This window comes from Desulfobacca acetoxidans DSM 11109 (assembly GCF_000195295.1).
Classification (GTDB): Bacteria; Desulfobacterota; Desulfobaccia; order Desulfobaccales; family Desulfobaccaceae; genus Desulfobacca; species Desulfobacca acetoxidans.
In genome coordinates, this window is record NC_015388.1 from 3,067,413 (window position 1) to 3,084,017 (window position 16,605).

Annotated in this window: 14 protein-coding genes; all 14 read right to left on the reverse strand. The window is 54.5% G+C overall.

The features are described from left to right. Window positions 1-152: 152 nt before the first annotated feature. The gene (cas1, locus tag DESAC_RS15490) at window positions 153-2,795 is read right to left on the reverse strand and encodes a CRISPR-associated endonuclease Cas1 (RefSeq protein ID WP_013707702.1); all 2,643 of its coding nucleotides are present in this window, start codon (window positions 2,793-2,795) and stop codon (window positions 153-155) included. Window positions 2,796-2,868: 73 nt separating this feature from the next. Next, window positions 2,869-3,996 (reverse strand): PIN domain-containing protein, encoded by a 1,128-nt coding sequence (locus DESAC_RS13870; protein WP_013707703.1) that lies wholly within the window; start codon window positions 3,994-3,996, stop codon window positions 2,869-2,871. After that, a complete protein-coding gene (locus DESAC_RS13875; RefSeq protein ID WP_013707704.1) occupies window positions 3,993-4,508 on the reverse strand; it encodes a hypothetical protein in 516 nt (171 codons plus the stop codon). The genes DESAC_RS13870 and DESAC_RS13875 overlap by 4 nt, the downstream gene beginning before the upstream one ends. Before the next feature lie 98 nt (window positions 4,509-4,606). Then, complete coding sequence (locus DESAC_RS13880; protein ID WP_013707705.1) at window positions 4,607-6,469, reverse strand: TIGR03986 family type III CRISPR-associated RAMP protein; 1,863 nt, start codon at window positions 6,467-6,469, stop codon at window positions 4,607-4,609. A gap of 18 nt (window positions 6,470-6,487) precedes the next feature. Then, on the reverse strand, window positions 6,488-7,699 hold the full coding sequence (locus DESAC_RS13885; protein ID WP_013707706.1) for a hypothetical protein: 1,212 nt from the start codon (window positions 7,697-7,699) through the stop codon (window positions 6,488-6,490). Beyond that, window positions 7,692-8,423 carry a putative CRISPR-associated protein gene (locus DESAC_RS13890; RefSeq protein WP_013707707.1) on the reverse strand — a complete coding sequence of 244 codons (732 nt, stop codon included), beginning with the start codon at window positions 8,421-8,423 and terminating at the stop codon, window positions 7,692-7,694. The genes DESAC_RS13885 and DESAC_RS13890 overlap by 8 nt, the downstream gene beginning before the upstream one ends. An 18-nt stretch (window positions 8,424-8,441) precedes the next feature. Next, a complete protein-coding gene (locus DESAC_RS13895) occupies window positions 8,442-10,031 on the reverse strand; it encodes an RAMP superfamily CRISPR-associated protein (RefSeq protein WP_013707708.1) in 1,590 nt (529 codons plus the stop codon). After that, complete coding sequence (locus DESAC_RS13900) at window positions 10,028-10,591, reverse strand: hypothetical protein (protein ID WP_013707709.1); 564 nt, start codon at window positions 10,589-10,591, stop codon at window positions 10,028-10,030. Before DESAC_RS13900 ends, DESAC_RS13895 begins: the two co-directional genes overlap by 4 nt. Next, window positions 10,588-11,637 carry an RAMP superfamily CRISPR-associated protein gene (locus DESAC_RS13905; protein WP_013707710.1) on the reverse strand — a complete coding sequence of 350 codons (1,050 nt, stop codon included), beginning with the start codon at window positions 11,635-11,637 and terminating at the stop codon, window positions 10,588-10,590. Before DESAC_RS13905 ends, DESAC_RS13900 begins: the two co-directional genes overlap by 4 nt. Window positions 11,638-11,651: 14 nt before the next feature. Continuing rightward, window positions 11,652-12,476: a type III CRISPR-associated RAMP protein Csx7 gene (gene csx7 / locus DESAC_RS13910; RefSeq protein ID WP_013707711.1), complete on the reverse strand. Its 825-nt coding sequence runs from the start codon at window positions 12,474-12,476 to the stop codon at window positions 11,652-11,654. Beyond that, on the reverse strand, window positions 12,473-13,015 hold the full coding sequence (locus tag DESAC_RS13915) for a hypothetical protein (protein WP_013707712.1): 543 nt from the start codon (window positions 13,013-13,015) through the stop codon (window positions 12,473-12,475). Before DESAC_RS13915 ends, csx7 begins: the two co-directional genes overlap by 4 nt. Next, a complete protein-coding gene (locus DESAC_RS13920; protein WP_013707713.1) occupies window positions 13,012-14,184 on the reverse strand; it encodes an RAMP superfamily CRISPR-associated protein in 1,173 nt (390 codons plus the stop codon). Before DESAC_RS13920 ends, DESAC_RS13915 begins: the two co-directional genes overlap by 4 nt. 10 nt (window positions 14,185-14,194) lie before the next feature. After that, window positions 14,195-14,818, reverse strand: coding sequence for an RAMP superfamily CRISPR-associated protein (locus DESAC_RS13925; RefSeq protein WP_013707714.1), 624 nt, complete (start codon window positions 14,816-14,818; stop codon window positions 14,195-14,197). Window positions 14,819-14,820: 2 nt separating this feature from the next. Next, a complete protein-coding gene (locus DESAC_RS13930; protein WP_013707715.1) occupies window positions 14,821-16,329 on the reverse strand; it encodes a Cas10/Cmr2 second palm domain-containing protein in 1,509 nt (502 codons plus the stop codon). Window positions 16,330-16,605 lie beyond the last annotated feature (276 nt).

A 16,605-nucleotide genomic window follows, 5' to 3' on the forward strand; every position in this document is an offset into this window, starting at 1 on the left:
TAACGCCCGGTCCCGAGGGGGGGGATCTTCAAACTTTTTGACCCAAGACCAAAATCGGCTTTTATCGGCTCCAACCTATTGGTATTCAAAGAGAAAGAACCTCATTGGACCGATTTTCGAAAAGTTTGAAGATGTCCGGCCCGTTAAATGCCTCAATAGCGGCCCCGAAAAGAGCGGTAGCGTTTCTTGCCCTCCAGGTGGTCGGCCAACAGGCGGGCTTGTCGCCGAATAATCTCCTCCAGCGAGACTTTCTGGCCTCGATACGGATGCAGGGATCCTAAACGCTCCACCACCTGGGTAATGACTTTGCGTCGGGTCTCCTGCGTCAGCAGTGCCCCCGATTTTATCTGCGTCAGTTTTTCGCCCCGGGTCAACATGCTGAGAATGGCTCGGTCCACCACCTGGGAGCGGAATTCTTCAATGAGATCAAAGGCTAAAGTGGGCTTCTGTTCCTGGAAGGAATGCAAGAAACTGATGTGGGGATTCAGACCGGCCAGCAGCAGGGCCCGCCACACCCGGGGATAGAGCATACCGTAACCATAGTTTAACAAAGAGTTAACCAGATCAACGGCGCCGCGCCGTTCTCGGCCGGGATAGTCTATCTCGGGAGCCAGCAAGGTTTTGATCATGGCCCAATAAGCAGCACCGGCCTGTCCCTCGAGGGCGAATAAGCGCTTGCGTCCGGTATCATAGTCTTCGTCAAGTTGTAACTTTCCTAATTCTTGTTGGCAACGCTGCAGGATGGACGATTTTTCAGGATAGAGGCTGGTGTAAGGATCCTCAGTCTCGGCCTGACGCGATCGAAGATAATATTTCAGGAGATTAAGTTGATTGCGAATTTTGCCGTCAACAAATTCTTTGGCCAGCTCTAAACCGGTACGGGATTGCGACGCAGTGAGCTGCAACCGGCTTAAAGTTGCCTGGGGGGAGATGGGGGCGTGCAGCAGGGCATAGGGTTCGCCTCCCGGAGTGCAGAAGTGGATGGCCAGTTTCTTATCGCTCAGGGCTTTGATAAGATCGCTGGAAAGGGTTACCCCGGAGCTGTGTACGTTCAGCCCCCGTACCTTGATGAGGGGAATGCTGTAGACCTGTTTACGCTCCCGGCGGATAAACAGACGCCCCCCCTGTTTGCCGACAAAGGTCCCGGGGCTTGTGACCGCCACCTCGGTTTCAACTGCCAGTTTTTTGATATATTTTCGTTTTTTACGGGCTACGGCCTGATCCGCCTGGGCCAGGGCGGCCTGCGGCGTCTCGTCCCAGGGGGCCGCCTCCGAAATCTCGGAAATACCGGGAGCAGCTGGGGCTGCCCCAGACCCTGCGGTATCTGTCCGGGCAGACTTCCCAGCCTGTTGGTCAGGTTTCTGATCTGCGGCCGGGGTTGGGAAGGGAGGCGTTGCACCATCTGCCTGGCCGCCGTTCTGGTAGGCTGCGGCCGCAGGGTCAGTCGCCGGGACAGACGTTGGGATCGGCGTGGGAACAGACCTGGAGGTCTGTTCTACTGCTCTATCTCTTTTTTCTTTCGGGGGTTTGGAAATGGACTGCAGGGCGGCATTGCTACCGGGAGCGCCCTTGAACTCACGGGCCATTTCCCGGCCCTGACGGGCTACTTCCTGGGCTTTTTGGGCCTGGGCCTCGGGGTCCGGCCGGGCCAGCCAGGTGAGAGGGGTCAAGATGTTGGCGGCATCACTGATCTTTTTGAAAGTTCCCCGGCGGAAATGTTCTGCCACTAGTTGGCTGAGGCGATTTCTAAGATGCTTTTCCAACTGCTGAAACTGGGCCTGGGGATTGATCACCGTGTAGTAACGCCGGATGCCGTCCAGAGCTTCTTGCAGGTCGGCAACAATTTTCGTCAGGTCCCGACGTTGGCGCCTGTTGGTCAGCCAATCGATTTTCCGATGGATTTTTTCCATTTTGGGGTCACTCAAGCGGCGGTGGCGACCTTTGAAATGGATACCCAAAAAGGTGAAGCCATCGGCCACGTGCCGCAGGGGCTTGGCCTCGGGATTAAGTCGCAGTTTCAACATTTCCTGGGAAAAATAGATTAAATCATTGAGACCCTCTGTCCCCCGGGGCTGGCTGTCGGCCAGGATGAGGACGTTGTCGGCGTAGCGTATATAACGGTGGCCTTTGTCGGTAAGGTAAACGTCCAACGGATGAACATAAATATTTGAGAGGAGGGGTGAGAGGATGCCGCCCTGGCCAACGCCCAGATCCGCATCATCATAGGTTCCCTTGGCGCCGATACTGCCGGTGCGCAGCCACATGCGGACGAGTTTGAGGACCGGTAGCTCCTTGATCTTTTCCTGGAGACGCCGCAGCAGAACTTCGTGATCCAGAGTATCAAAGAATTTATCAAAGTCGGCATGTACGGCCCACCGGCATTTATCATGCTCCAGGTAATGAATAGCCCTGCCAATAGCCCGCCGGGGACCCTGGCCGGGTCGGTAGGCATAGCTGCAGGGAAGAAACTCCGGTTCGAACAACGGTTCGATAATGCGCCGCACCGCCTCCTGGACAATTTTATCTTTAATGGTGGGCAGAGACAGGGGGCGCAACTCGCCGGAGCCGTCCAGTTTCGGCACTTTAATTCTCTGGTGCGGTTCGGGTGTGTAGTTTCCAGCCTGGAGCGCCTGCCGCAGGTCTTCGAGATGGCTGGCGGCCTGGTCGCCGAAAGATTGGACACTGACGCCGTCCAAACCTCCCCGGGCCCCCTTTTTTTGAATCCGCCGCCAGGCATCCAGGAGGACTGTAATGGAGCAGATCTCTAAAAACAGCGAGGTCGGTGCCGCCATCATGATAAGGACCCCTCTGGCAAGTTCCCGCCGGCAGAACCTTTCTGTCAGGAAAAGGTAGACCTCCCCCCTGGCATTACAGGACCCAACGTTTTCCCGTGATCTGTTCCAGGGCCGGCAGCACTTCCACGTGCCTTTGGATCGATCTGGCCAAAAAGACGGCTTCGGGATCGGCCTGTTCTCCGGCTACCGGCAGCAACAATTCCAGCCTCAGCCGGGACTCTTCCCATTCCTGGACTTTTTTCCGGCTCCAGACGGCGTCCAGGACCGCCACCGGCAGGGTGCCTACCGCCAGGGTGATGCGGCCATAGTGGAGACCAAGGATATAAAGCCAGGTCAGAAACTGGTCCCAGCCCATTTCCAGGGTGTCCGGTAGGTCTTCGCCCTGAACCAGGGCCAGGGGAATGACATTATCCTCACCGGTCATAAGGCGGATGATTTCCTGGTCTCGAGACAAGAAGACTACTTTGCGCCCGGCCTCCACAAAATTACTGTAGGCATCCCGGATCAGGCGATCAGCCGACATTCCCGGCAAAGGCGGCGGGGAATCCAACTCCACGCAACCGGTCTCTTCCCGCAAGCGGTTATATTCCAGAAATCCCAGGTAACGCAGGCGGTCCTCCAGGTGGTTTTGATTGCTGAACAGTCCCCGGAAAAACGGAAAATTCAGGACGTCGAACTCCTGCAAGGCTTTGCGGCTGAATTTGGCCCGACGGTTTTTCAACTCCTCCCGAACCGTATCGCACAGGACAAAATCGATGCCGGGCCGCTGGCGGAGTTGGCGCAGATAGGTGGAATAGAACCGATCCCGCAACAGATTGGTGTCCAAGGCCAGATAATACACGTCTCCTCCCTGAGTCAGGGGGCGGCGGCCGGCCTCCTGTATCAGATTCGCCAGGGTTTCGCAGCCCTGGGGCAGCAGGGCGCCGCATTGGTAAAAGCTGTCCCGAAAACGGCGGTAGTCCGGGATTTCCTCCCGTATACTTTCCCTCAATACCCTGGTTATCTGCTGATGCCTGTTTTCGTAGGTCTTAGGAGAGACCAGGTTCTCCAGATGCATCCCCCCAGCCCCGGCTTGACAATGGACTAGGGTCAGGTCCCGCAACAATGGGACCTGGAGTCTCAGGTCGCGGGCAAACTCCAAATCACAGAGCGCATTGAATAGCAGGATGGCCTGGGGCGCCGGGAGCACAAAACTTTTCATGGGGTCTCTTCCTCACTGTGCCATCCTGAAACTGGCACCTGATGCAGCCGCACGGCCTGTCGGGGTATCAGGGGATAAGGCCGCTGCCGGAACAGGTGGCTGCCGTACTGGAGATAGATGATCTGACACGGCGGCTGCAGGTTGGCGGCCTGGCCCACCAGTATCAGCGGCACGAAGCTCCAGGTGGTAGGCGAGATGTCCAGTATTACTTGAGGAGAATCTGCTTGCAGGCGGCTGAACAGTTGCCGCACCTGACCGGCAAACTGGTCCACGTCTTCTTCATCGAAGGCATGGAACTCCAGTTTAAAATTCACGTGATAATGTTTGCCCAGAAGAATCAGGGCAGCCTGCAGCTGTTGCTGTAGATCGGCCTGCTCTGGGGTGATCCAGAGATGCAGGCTTTTGGGTTTAGCCAGTTGCTGGTCCAGGTGCAGCCAGAACGGGTTCAAGGTCTCATAAAGATGGTGGCCGGACAGGGTAATCCAGGTGTGGGGGAAGGCTTTAGAAGGCATTGTGTTTCCTTTACAGTATAATGTTATCCTGCTTCTGTCGTCTGCCAGCCTCGCTCTCACGCCACCATAAAGGCGCTGTTGGTTTCGAATAAGGACTATTATAACGGCTTTAAAGAGACGTTACGGTTGTGGACATACCACTGAAACCCAGGATAATCAGGGTTGGCTGGCACCTGGGACGGATCCAGGACTTTTTTCAACTTTTGGATGTTTGAAAGCTCATCAAAAGGTTTTGCCTCGTCGTTGCTCGTGGCTACGGCCGCTTTGAAGGCGTCAATATATGTTTGCAAATCAGTAGTGGCATCTTGGGGAGTGGTTTCAAGAGAGCTGTAGCGGTCTCCGTCTTGATAAAGCTGCAAAGATTGGCAGGTAATCTTCACGGTCCCGAAACCCACGGCCCGGGCCAGCCCCAGTTTGTGCCGGAGGTTGTCTTCAAGCACCAGGCAATACAAGAGCAGGCCGAGCTCTATCTCGCTGAGGTTGCGGAAATTCACCCTGAATTTAAAGGTGTTATTAGACTTAAGGGGTTTGACTTCGTTGATGACTTTTCGGAATTGCTGAGGATCCGGACATCGGTACGCGGCCCAGTCTTTTCTCGGGTGGTGGAAATATAACTTCCGGCCCCGGAGCTGCACCTCACCGGTGACCTGTTCATTTATCCGTCCTCTAGTGTCGGTAACGGGGTGGCCGTCATAGTTGCGAACCTGTTCAGGGTTGGTGGGATCAATGAGATAAAAGTTGTAGGACGTGGGGTGCGGTTCGCCCAATACTTTCAAGGGGAAGAACTGGTCAAGTTCGCCCGGACCGGAAAGCCATTCGGCATCGCTGACGCTGACCCGCCCCCGGGCGCTGTGCACGTCCGCTACAAACCCGAAAAGCTGGCAGGCGGCGCAGAGATTATTCGGGTCAGTACATTTATGAAACATTTGGGGCAGCAGGTCGGCCCGGCTTTTATTATACCGGGTGCGAGGGATTTCCACCCGGCTGAGGCGCACGGCGCAGTGGCCTTCCACAAGAAAATAAACCAGGGCTCCCACGGCTAACGGTTGATCCTCGGTTATGACAAAACCGCCGCGTTTCTTCTTTTCCTCCAACTGCCCTGCCAGAACTTTATTGTAGTCCTCCACTTCGGCGTTGCCGAATGTGTAGGTAGGCGCTGGATTTTTAAAAACAAAAAACCGATCCCGCTTTTTGTTATTGATGCTGCCTGCGGTGATTTTGTAGATGGCTCTGGAAAAACCGGCGGCCCGGGTTGGAGAAACCGCCGTCACCAAGTTAAATGAGCCACTGGGAGCACGAATGGGTATGCCGCGGGAATTAATATATTCGGTTATAGCCCTGCCCTTTACCCAAACTTCCTGCCCGCTCCTCGTACCGGCTAGAACTCGGGCGAGGGTAATATCTTGCGAAGTACCCTTTATCTTGGCCTTTACCTGATTAGGCGCTCCATTCATGGCCACCCAGGCCCGGTCCATTTCCTCAATTTCCCCATCCTGACCATGGGCTGGCATCTTGGTGATGCGGCCGGCTTTCAGACGAAGGGCGTTTTGGGTGGCCATGCGGTAGTCCAGGCGCTCGCCGTCAAAAATGGCGAAACAGGCATTGGTGACGGCCTCCAGGACGCTCCGGAGCATGCCTTTGAGGGCCGTGCCGGGCAGGGCCAACTTGTGCCCAATTTTGAAGTTCTCCAGTTTGGGGGGCGTTTCGTCTTCCGGATTGACCCGTTGGGCCACCAACATGGGGGTCTCGTTGGTCAGATGGAGGGTGATGGTGCCGCTGAGTCCCTGGAGGCGCTTATGGGAAGGCGGGGCCGGACGCAGCCGCACCGGCGGCCCGAAAGGAATGAAATTATAGGGGTTGTTATCGGGAAAATTACTTTCTGAGGCTGCGGGAGGAGATTGGGATGCTCCGGGATATTTCTGGGCACCCTCTTTTTTCTTTTTCTTTTTTTTGCCGTTCATAGAGCAACCCTCGTCCGCTTACAAAGGTTCGGTGATGGGCTTCTCCTCCCAGATAATCTGCAGAAAGATGCCGATGAGGAGAGCCAGTGGGACATAACCCACCAGTATTTCCCAAGGGATTTTGCCGAGAAGACCCGGTAGCCAGGTAAGCTGGGTTTCATCAAGGAATATATGCTCATCCATTTTTTGGTAAGACAGAGCTAACATGTCTAATATGACCAGCCCAATGCCCAGAGACCAGCCCAACCCAAGGGTATAGACCCTAAAACCTCGACAAAGAAGTTCCCATCTTTTCAAGGTGATATGCTGTATCTCTAAGATCAGGTAGCCGAAAGCTGCCGCCGCCGCAAGACCGATGAGAAACAACATTTGCCAGGAAGAGGGACTTTGCGCCAAAAAACTTATCGCCTGCCAGGTTTCGATACCCACTACCAGAGGCAGATACCCGACAATAATACATCCAGCCATCCGGGGCACCAGGAGTCGGATATAAAGATTGGCCATGGGATCAGTCAGAAGCCAGATGACACCCAGCGGCAAAGCGAGATACGTCAGAGAGATAAAAAAGGTATACACATAGCGTGACCAGAGGGTGAGCAGAGGTCCAAGGGCCAGAACCAGCATGATAACCAAGAAAAGACCTTGGAAGGCCCCTCCCCATTGCCATGTTGCCGACCCACTCCCACTCGTTGGCGAGGCCTTTTTAGACTCCGGTCGGGGCTGATATTTTTTAAGCTGTTGTAGTAACCAGGAGGCGGTTTTCAAATCATAGCGCCGGATGAACCAGGTGATGAGATAGCGCAGGTGCAGTTCACCTTCTTTGTCAAGGGTTTTAATTTCGCTGCCGAAAAAGAAACTATTGAGGCCATCACCATCCCGCATCAGGTCTTTAATGCAGGTTTCTCTATCCAGGGTATAGCCCTTACCATCTTTCCCTTTGAGGGTGCACGTCTGAAAATAAAACTCATCGGGAGGCTTGGGTGAAACACATATCCTTAACCAATCATGCAGGGCACTGCGATAGTCCTCCCAATAGTCGGGCTTCTCGATAGCTTTCTGAGGAGAGGTCATATAGGCCCAGGCCAAGGCCCGGATGGCATGAAATTTTTCGAATTCCTCCCACTTTTCACTGGATAATACCCCTATCAAGGAGATTTTGCCGTCGTTCTCAGCCGAGCGCCAATCCTCCAGAGTCCAGTCAAAAGTCTTTATTGCATCTTCTCTAGTCATCAAGCGTTCGTATTCTTTTTTGTTTTCGACTTATTTTTGATTCCTCTACAATTTTCTCATATGAAGGGAAGCAATCTACAGCTATTTTTGGAATAATGATAAGATCAGTGCTTTGTTCATATAAATAACAAACATCCATGTCTTTATTCCAAGCAAGAATAGTGGCGTATGGAATAATGGCCTTATAACCGCCAGTAACATTAAAATAACGTCGGGTATCTTTTTTGTCGGAATTCTTACAATGTATTTCAACCGTTTCTTGGAGCTTTAATAAACCCTTTTTAAAACCTTCCGAGTCATCCAAATTGAGAAACTCAGTTTTTATAGATTTGACATTCACCGTCAACTTGGCTGGGCCATACGAAGTTTTAATCACCTCCTCCAAGACCTCAGCGCAGAGCTTGCCATCATCCGTATCGGTGTGCAGCAGGAAAAACTCGTTATCGTCGGCTTTTTCACCTTGTTCTAACATACCTTCGGTACGCTTCATCGCCAAAAGGCTGCCCAATTCGGCAGTGTAATACCTGAAGTCTTTGGTGTCCTCGGGTCCCGAGTATCTTTTCAGATTTCCGCCGATCCGCTTGATTAACTTGGCTTTTAGGGAATCATAATATTCTTCCTTTTTTAATTCTTTCTTCAATGCTTCCAGGGACATTTTTCCCATCAGATCAGGATTATTGGTAACTGCCGACGTCCCCACGGTCACAAACACCTGCACAGTCATGCGGTCATCTCCTGTTTCTTATGAAGCCTTGCCTTTGAAATCGACTTTGAGGCGGCCATCCGGCTGTTTGTTGATCCGGACTTTGATTTTGTCCTGCGGCTTGATGTTCAGATACGAACTAATCCCGGTGACGGTCAGGGTCTGTCCGTCGAACTCAATCCTGGCCCCCTTGGCGGTAACCGCCAGCACGGTCACCACACGTTCCTTTGGTCCGGCCTTCTCCGGCTTTTTGGGGACCCGTCTGGGTGGAGGAACAGGGTCAGTTTGTACGTCATCCTGCAGCCCTTGAGGCGACCCTTCGGGCTTTGGGGGAGTGGCCGGGGGTGGGCATGGGTCAGCGAGAATGCCGTCGGCCGCCAAGTTCACGTGGCTGCACGGGCGGAACCAGCCGTAGCCCGGATAGCGCACCGATATGGCCCGCCTGGCGGGAAAGGTGAGCAGGGTACTGAGCTGGCTCCGGTCCTGGAAGGCATCTGCAGCCCAGGTTTCTTTCAGCTCCCGTACCTGGGTACGCAGCTCATCTCCGGTCACTGAGGTCTCTAATCCGTCCTTCCCATCTTCCGGCCAGGTGAACTCACCATAACGTCGGGCCGGTTGCATCAGGGCCATGCCTGTCACCCGAATCTTAACGCTTCCCAGACCTAGAGGTTTGCCCATCCCCAGCTTATGTGCCTTGAGATCAGGGGTCCGTTTACCCTCTGCATCAAAGGGGGGCAGGTCGTCCAATTCCAGGCCCCAAAGCAGCAGGCCCAATTCCCAACCCGTGAGGTTGGTAAAGCGGATGCGGCCGGTAAACACCGCCCCCGGCAGGATGGATTCCTGGATGGTGCAGTTGCGCTCAGTCTTATCCTTCGTATTTAACTTAGTGGGATCAGGATCATAGTGCAGGTAGAATTTTCGCCCTCTAATCTGGCCGCCGGTGTCCAGGTAAAATTGGGCATGCCAGGGTTTGGGGTCGGAGAGCTCCGGCAGAGTAAAATGAGAGGTGGAGATTACTTTTTTGTCAGCATCACTCAGATAAAAATCATCAAAGGTCAATCTACCCTGCAGGGCGGTATACTCTCCTGATTCCGGTTCCGCCCCGCCGCCAGCCGCCAGACCAAAGAGGCGGCAACAGACGCAGAGGCCATCAGCCGGATTTGTAACCGGACCGCCGGTTTCAGCCCGTAGCCGGCAACGGCCGGGTTTGACCTCGGCAGAGGCTTTGTTACTATAATCTAACCGCCGTTTTTTATCGTGCTGATCCTTTTTATACTTTCCGCCGTACAAGCCCAGACAGGAATCGCTGAGGACCTCCATGACCGACCGCACCGGCCCTTTTATCGAGGACCCCGGTATCATCTTCTTGTTGCCCACAGAATGGTAAAGGAATTTTTTATAAACCGGATGCTTGTTTTCCTGGTGTTTATCAGTCGTGATTTCCCAGCCCACATCCATCGGCCGTCGGCTGGGAATAAACAGGCGGGTGAAAACGGTGATGTCGGCCTGGAGATAGCCGCTGTAGGTGTCTTCAGCCAACCTGCCCCAGCCGGGGGCGGTTTCCACCGGCTGCCGGGGCACTGAGGCCGGCAGGGGCACGAAATTATACGGATGGATAAATCTGCTCATACCTCCTCCCCGCAGACTTCCTTGAGGCTGAGATAGCGTTCCAGCCACTTGGCCGGCGAGGGATCAAACTGCTCTGGATTATCGCCATTCGGCCGGGGAAGTTCCAGCACCTCCATCTCCAGCTTGACCCGGCAGGTTTTCTGGACCGGGCTGGTATCCAGTGGATAGCCCCGAAGCCCGGTGATAACCTGGGGGATGCGGCCCTCCACCCACTCGGCTGTCGGCTGGCCTTTTGAGGTAAACTGCCTTTCGCCCCAGAGGTAAACCGAGGCGGTCTTGCATGAGTCAGTCTGTCCCACTGAGGTAAAACCTGCGGGCAGCTCCTGCGAGCTTAGGAGCATCAGATGAAAAGCTCCCCCCCGGCGTCGCCGCCACTGCAAATGGGCGGTGGGACCGAAGACGACGCCCTGCTCCCAATCGGCCCAGGAGGTAGCAGGGTCATAGGTGGTGCATTGAATATCAGCCGGTTTTTGGAGGATCATGTATCGCCAGTCAGGTATGGCCGTGAGGACAGAGGCTAAATCGGTTATATTGGCGCCCAGACGGTAGCCCACGTTCATGGCTGCTCCTCCACCTCCGGGACCGGCTCAGCCGCAGAGTCGGTTCCGGCCGCCCGTAAGGTTTCTAGGGAACTAAACGTACCTTGGTTTTTGGCCCAGGCCTTGGCTGCCGCGGCCCAAAATTTCTTATTTTCCTTTACCTTCCAGGAAGTGCAGTAGGGCCGATCGCTGCAGTACGTCTCTAAAAGACCAGCTTCACCCGTGCCTGGTTTCAGGTCATATCGTTTCTTTTCCTCCTCGCCCACCAAATCTCCCATGTCCTGGAGAGGCGGCGGTGCGGTCAGCGCCGCCTGGCCGTAATAGGAAATGATGATATCCCCCACTACCCCCTGCACCTGGCCGTAGCCTTTGGTCTTGCCGTAGCCCATGCGGATCAGTCCGTCCTCCCAGCAGTAGAAATCCCGGATGACGTAGGCCAGCAGGCCCAATTGCCAAAGCTCGAAGTTGCGGATGAGGATGGCATTGTGGAATTTCACTCCGGCTTCGATGACCAGGTCCCGGAAGTTGGCCCCGGAGCAGACCCCGCCGGTAAAGCGGTCGATGCCGATATGATCCCGGTAGCTCAGCTTGTCGGCGGGAACTTGCACGGTAGGGCTGTCGGCGATGCGGATGCGGCTGGCCTGGCCGGTGCAGCCGAAGAGGCGGCAGACCACGCAGGCATGGCTATAGGCAAAGCCGGGAGGTTGCTTTTTCGCTTTCAGGTTGCCGAACCAGGTGCTGCAGCCCATTTCCGGGTCAGTTGGACTCAGAGGGTCGCAGCAGACCGGGGGATTAGGTAGCAACGTCCGCACAATGCGCTCCAGATGACTGCGCATTACTCCCCGCAACGACGTCCCGGGCAGATAGTACTCCTGATTTTTCTGAAAATCCTGGCGGTTGTCATGCCAGACCCGCCGGATGGGCAGACTGTCCGGGTCGCCCTTCACCTTTTTGGCCTTTTCCTCCTCGGTTTCAGCTTTTTTCAGACGCCCTTCCCGAATGATAAACGGCCCCTTGGTCTCGATGGTCAAGGTGAACCGGCATTCGTTGACAAGTCGCTTGAGCATTTTCCGGTCCTCCCTCAGGCAGCAGCTTTTTCCAACAAATTTTTTACTTTTTCGGTCAGGAAAGCCTTGACCTGGCCGCCGTTTTTAATTACCGGCCACGCTTGCTTGAGAAGATAGTGCTTCAGCCCGGAGGATCCGTCAAAGTATTCCAGCTTTAATGAATCTTCCCGGAGCTGGCACTGGCCCAGACCGGAGGTGTTTTTCTTGCCGCCCAGCCAGAAATGGCCAGAGATCATCTCCAAAAGGCCTATGGCCAACACCCCCCAATTGTCATCGGTCATATTTTCAGCCCAGAGCTCAAAATCGAATTTTTCCCCGGCCTCCACCACCTGATAGGTGAAGAGCAGACCCTTGGCTGCAGTCTCGGTATCCCGGTCAATGGCCACACCGAAGCGTTTCTGCCCCTGGGGATGGCAGTTGTTCTGCGGGAAAAGATCAGCCAGGCGGACCCGGGAAGACAGAAACGGTGAGCCGAAGATCTGGCAGGTGGGACAGAGATCGGTTGCGATCTTTTGGCAGATCTCCGTCTCTTTATTTTTCCCAACGAATTCATTCATTTTTTCCTGTTTGGCGCGATTTCCCGACGGGCAAGCCAGGTCACTCATTGGGTCCAGACAGCAACTCCCATTTTTCAGCAAGACACCAATAACCCGCTCCACCGTGGACCGCAAGGCCCCTCGCAGGGAGGAGCCGGGTATAAAGTGGCGGCCCTGATGGTCACAGATAAACAAGGAATCAATTTCATCATTCCCGGCGCCGCTGCCGATATGGGCGGCCTGGTTTAACATCAGCGTACCGGTGAGATGGTAGCGGTTATACATTTTTTCAAAGGTTATCATGAGCAGTCTCCTTGGGAATAGAGTTGCCCCTGGGTAAGAGTCACCTCCAAGACATCTCTGCTGCGGTAGAGACGGTAGAGGCAGGCCAGAAAGTTTCGGGCCAGACAATACTTGGCCATTGCTACCCGCTGCTGGTAAAGGTCGCCTTCGGGTTCGTCAAAATAATTGCGCACGTCGTCAGCCACATCCCCAGCAATGACTCTTACATTTTCAGCGAGTTTGTTCACCATCGCCAAGACGTCATCTTGTAGTTTTTTGACCAGGTTCTTGACGGTCTTCGGAAGATCGGCGGCAATCTTCCCCCAGCCGGTGACACCCTGCCGCTCATCCCGTTTTTTTTGATGGTTAAGGAATTGTTCAAGATTTTCTTTTAAGGATGGCCAATCCGACCATTTTTCCCACTCCCCCTTTAGGATGTTCATCTGGCTGGCTTTGAGGTCTGCCAGACCGTTATGCTGTTTGAAAAAAACGCACGCCTGTTCCGCCACCGTATCGTGGGTTTGGGTCAGTAATTCCTCTACTAATGTTTCGGCAATCATTTGAATGGATTCTCCCAATGGAACTCGTGGCAGACCCGCAGCCGGCCGAAGCCTTCGGCGGGGCGCTCCCCCAACCCGTTCCTTTCCAGGTCGGCCAAAATCTTCACCACCTCGGAAATCTGCTGGCTGTCGAGGGCCTGATCTATCCGATTCAGTCCGAAAACAAACACCGAGCCCCGGCGAATGGCCTGCTCCTCGGGTTTGGGAAGCTTCCAGGCAGCCTGCCAGCCACTCAGCCGCTGGACACCGCTCCAGGCGGTGAAGAGGCGAAATTCATCCAACACTGATTTCCCGGTAACGCCAACTGCAAGCTTGAGATCCTCAATGAGGGGCTGACAGCGGTAGCCCAGCAATTCATCCAGGACTATGGCGTCACTGAGCAGGGTCAAATTGAAACACCGCAGCCGACCGTCCTGATGCAGCCCGGCGTTGAACCCGGCCAGACGCTGGCCCACGGTATACGATGCTGTATCCTCTTCCTCAGCCAGGGACAGCTCAACCTCACCTAGCCCACGGCTCCGGGCCGTGCCCAACCAGCCCCGGGATTGAGTCGCCAGCAAGGCCAAGAGCTGCTGGACCTTGTCCGACGGCGCCGCCAGGTCCCCCAAAAATTCCTGCCCCTCCTGTAAGACTTCCAGGGAGTAGAGGTCTCCGGACTTGGCCACCTCCAGGGTTTCGAGGATGGCAGTGCGGGCCAGGAGACGTTTCTTGACGGTAACCTGTCGTTCTGAGCCGCCTGCCACAAGGTAATAGCCGTTCAGTCGGTCCAGGGGGGCGCCGCAACCCTCCCATTGGCAAACTTTAGCCAGCTCTTCCAGAGGGACTTGGGAATTGAACTGGTGGCGCAGCCAGGGGAGGACCCCGTCCACGGCCCCGTGAATATCATTCATTGTCCCAAATCCAGGATGATACTTACAGGTAAGGGCCGAGAAAGGGATAACCTGGGCACCCTCGGGGTAGAGATTAGGATAGCTCACGACCTCATTGATAAAGAGATCCCGGAAGTTAGCGTCGGCGCTGCAGCCGGGTTGTTCCAGATACAACTGGGCCAGTAGACCCCGCACGGTGGATCCGGGGATATAATCTAAGGTGGGCAGGGTGTTGCCTACTCCCCGATTTTGCACCAGACAGACAGGGGACAGAAGCTTTACCGTCAGTTTCCAGGTCATAGCGTCTCCCTTAAGTCAGACTGAGACTGCACCGGCCCAACCCCCGGGACTTGTTGGCCCCTAGATGAGTTAGGAGCTGCACTCCCCAGGTAAACAATTGTTCGGCCTGCTTATCCAGAGGTTTGACCAGAAAAACGGTGGCGGTAAAGCTGTATTCCGGAGAGATGGTCTCCCCGCAGAACAGCAATTTAGCCTCTGCTACCCCTCGGCGCCGGTTCAGGCGCACCTGGGTGCGGGCCTGCGCCACCTTGGGATCGATGCCGCCGGGGTAGAGGCACTGGCGCAGCAGCAGTTCGGTGCGCTTGGTGTCATCCAGCCGGCCGTCGCCAAAGCGCAATGCTCCCGGCCAGAACCGCGAACCAAAAAGCCGACAGATGACGCAGGGGTGAGGGGACTTACACGATTCGGTATCAGTGGCGGTCTGGCAAACTTTGCCAAAATCCCCCGGCAGACTCAAAGCCAGGCGCTTACACATACTGCGCAGGCGGCCTTTGAGCATGGAGCCAGGAATATACGGCAGGCCGTCGGCATCCCGCACTGCGGTGTGATCCACTCCCAGACCACGGCCCAAGCCGCTGCCCACCCGAAATGGCGTGCTGAAAGTAATCTGCAAGTGGCGTTCATGCGCCGGCATAGTCAGTTCTCCTCTTCTAGTATAAAATCATACAGCTCAGCTAAATCCAAAAGCGGCGTGTGGTAGGTAAAGTGATTATTTAAACGCCAGGGGAAGGGTGAAAGGCCAAAGGCCTCGGCCACCTGCAACAGCGCCTGCCGGGGTGACGGACTGCCCTGGTCGGACAGCCGGGAAAGGAGAACCAAGTAATCCAGGCTGGCGGCCAGACGCCCTTTATAAAGAGGCTGCCACAAATCGTTGATCTTGTTCCGGGGGAACCCACTCTTTTTTAATGTCCGTATCCGTTCCAACAGGATTTTGGCCTCCTCGATAGTATAGGGGCGTTGGGTCAAAGATAGGTTGTCATAGGCCAGTTCCTTCTGCCGTTGCTCCTTTACGGGCTGCAGCAGTGAACTAGACGTGGCCAGAAAATCAAGAGTGGAAACATCACCTTCCCGTTCCTTCCAGGCCCGCTGTTTGGCCAACTTCTGCAGCTCCCGGGCGGTATCGATAAGACTGTACAGAGGGTAATTCTGCTTGGCCAGGGCCACGCCGATGGCCACGGAGGCAGTATTATCCAGACCGGTGAAAAGAATTTCCCCGTTTTCATCTTTTCGGCCATTTTTATAGTATTCCCTAAATAATTCCGCGAACTTCAAGGCAATGGGAACAGCCTGGTGAGCCGGAACCGCAGCCAGCATATCATCCCCCCCGGTGATGAAAAACTGCACCGGATAGGTCCGGTTGTCCTGCGGTTGGCCCAAAACTTCGATTACCGCCTGAACCATGGCCCAGCGTGTCGCCTGATCCACACATTTACTGAACCTGGCGTAATTCTCCCGGGCCTTTTGTGGTTCTTCCTCTAAAAGTTCCTGGCGCCGCAACCCCATGCGGTTGCCGTCGGAGTAGATCAGGCCGATGTAACCCTCAGGGTCTGACTTTTCACCAATATTTGCCAGACTTTCAGGCCATTTTACACTCCCTGGCGATAAACTGTCCTCGATGGCCTGGTACATGAGTGAGTACTTGTATTTGGCCCCATTTTCCATCTGAATCTGACAGGACCTACAGATATAACCCTCATCTTTTTGGCATATTGTTGCTGGCAGCCGGCCGCAGAGCTCGCAGACTTTCTCATAGGGATTGCTTACCAAAGGTATTATCCGAACTTTTTCGTCCTTGCGGCGGCGCAAACCTCTTTCGGCACGTTCCACCCATTTCAGGAAAGATTCTCCCGCCTTCTCCGGTTCAATCCAGGAGGTTATCCCGGCAATGACTGTTTCGTCACGGTATAACTGCTCTAATTCCTGGCAATAATTACCCGCCCGTTTGGCTTCGTCAAAGGTGGCGGCCCCGGCACCCCCGCCCACATAGATTACCTGACCTTTATATTTTTTAATAAGGCCTAAGGTTTGCCGGTTCAAATTCAAATCTTCCAGCAGGAAACTGCCGCCCCGGATGGCCTTCAGCTTTTGAGTGGCAAAAACATATTCCTGAATTCGATCTGTATCAAAGAGCACCAAAAATGACATGCGTCATCCTTTCCCCGGATTGGCAGAAATTTTCACCATAATAATTAAGCCTCCAGACGATGGCTTCAACAATCGGTCTGCCCCCATTTACCAATACGCTACCAAATAAGTAAACATCTGACTTCGTACGAATATCCCCATAATGGTGCCGCATCATAGCACAAAAATCCTGTTAGGGAAATATTTTTTCAGGTCTTCTTCGAAAAAAATACTCGGAAATTTACTAGGACAATAAAGGGGGAGGATCGCAAAGAAACATAAAAGGCTCAAATACCA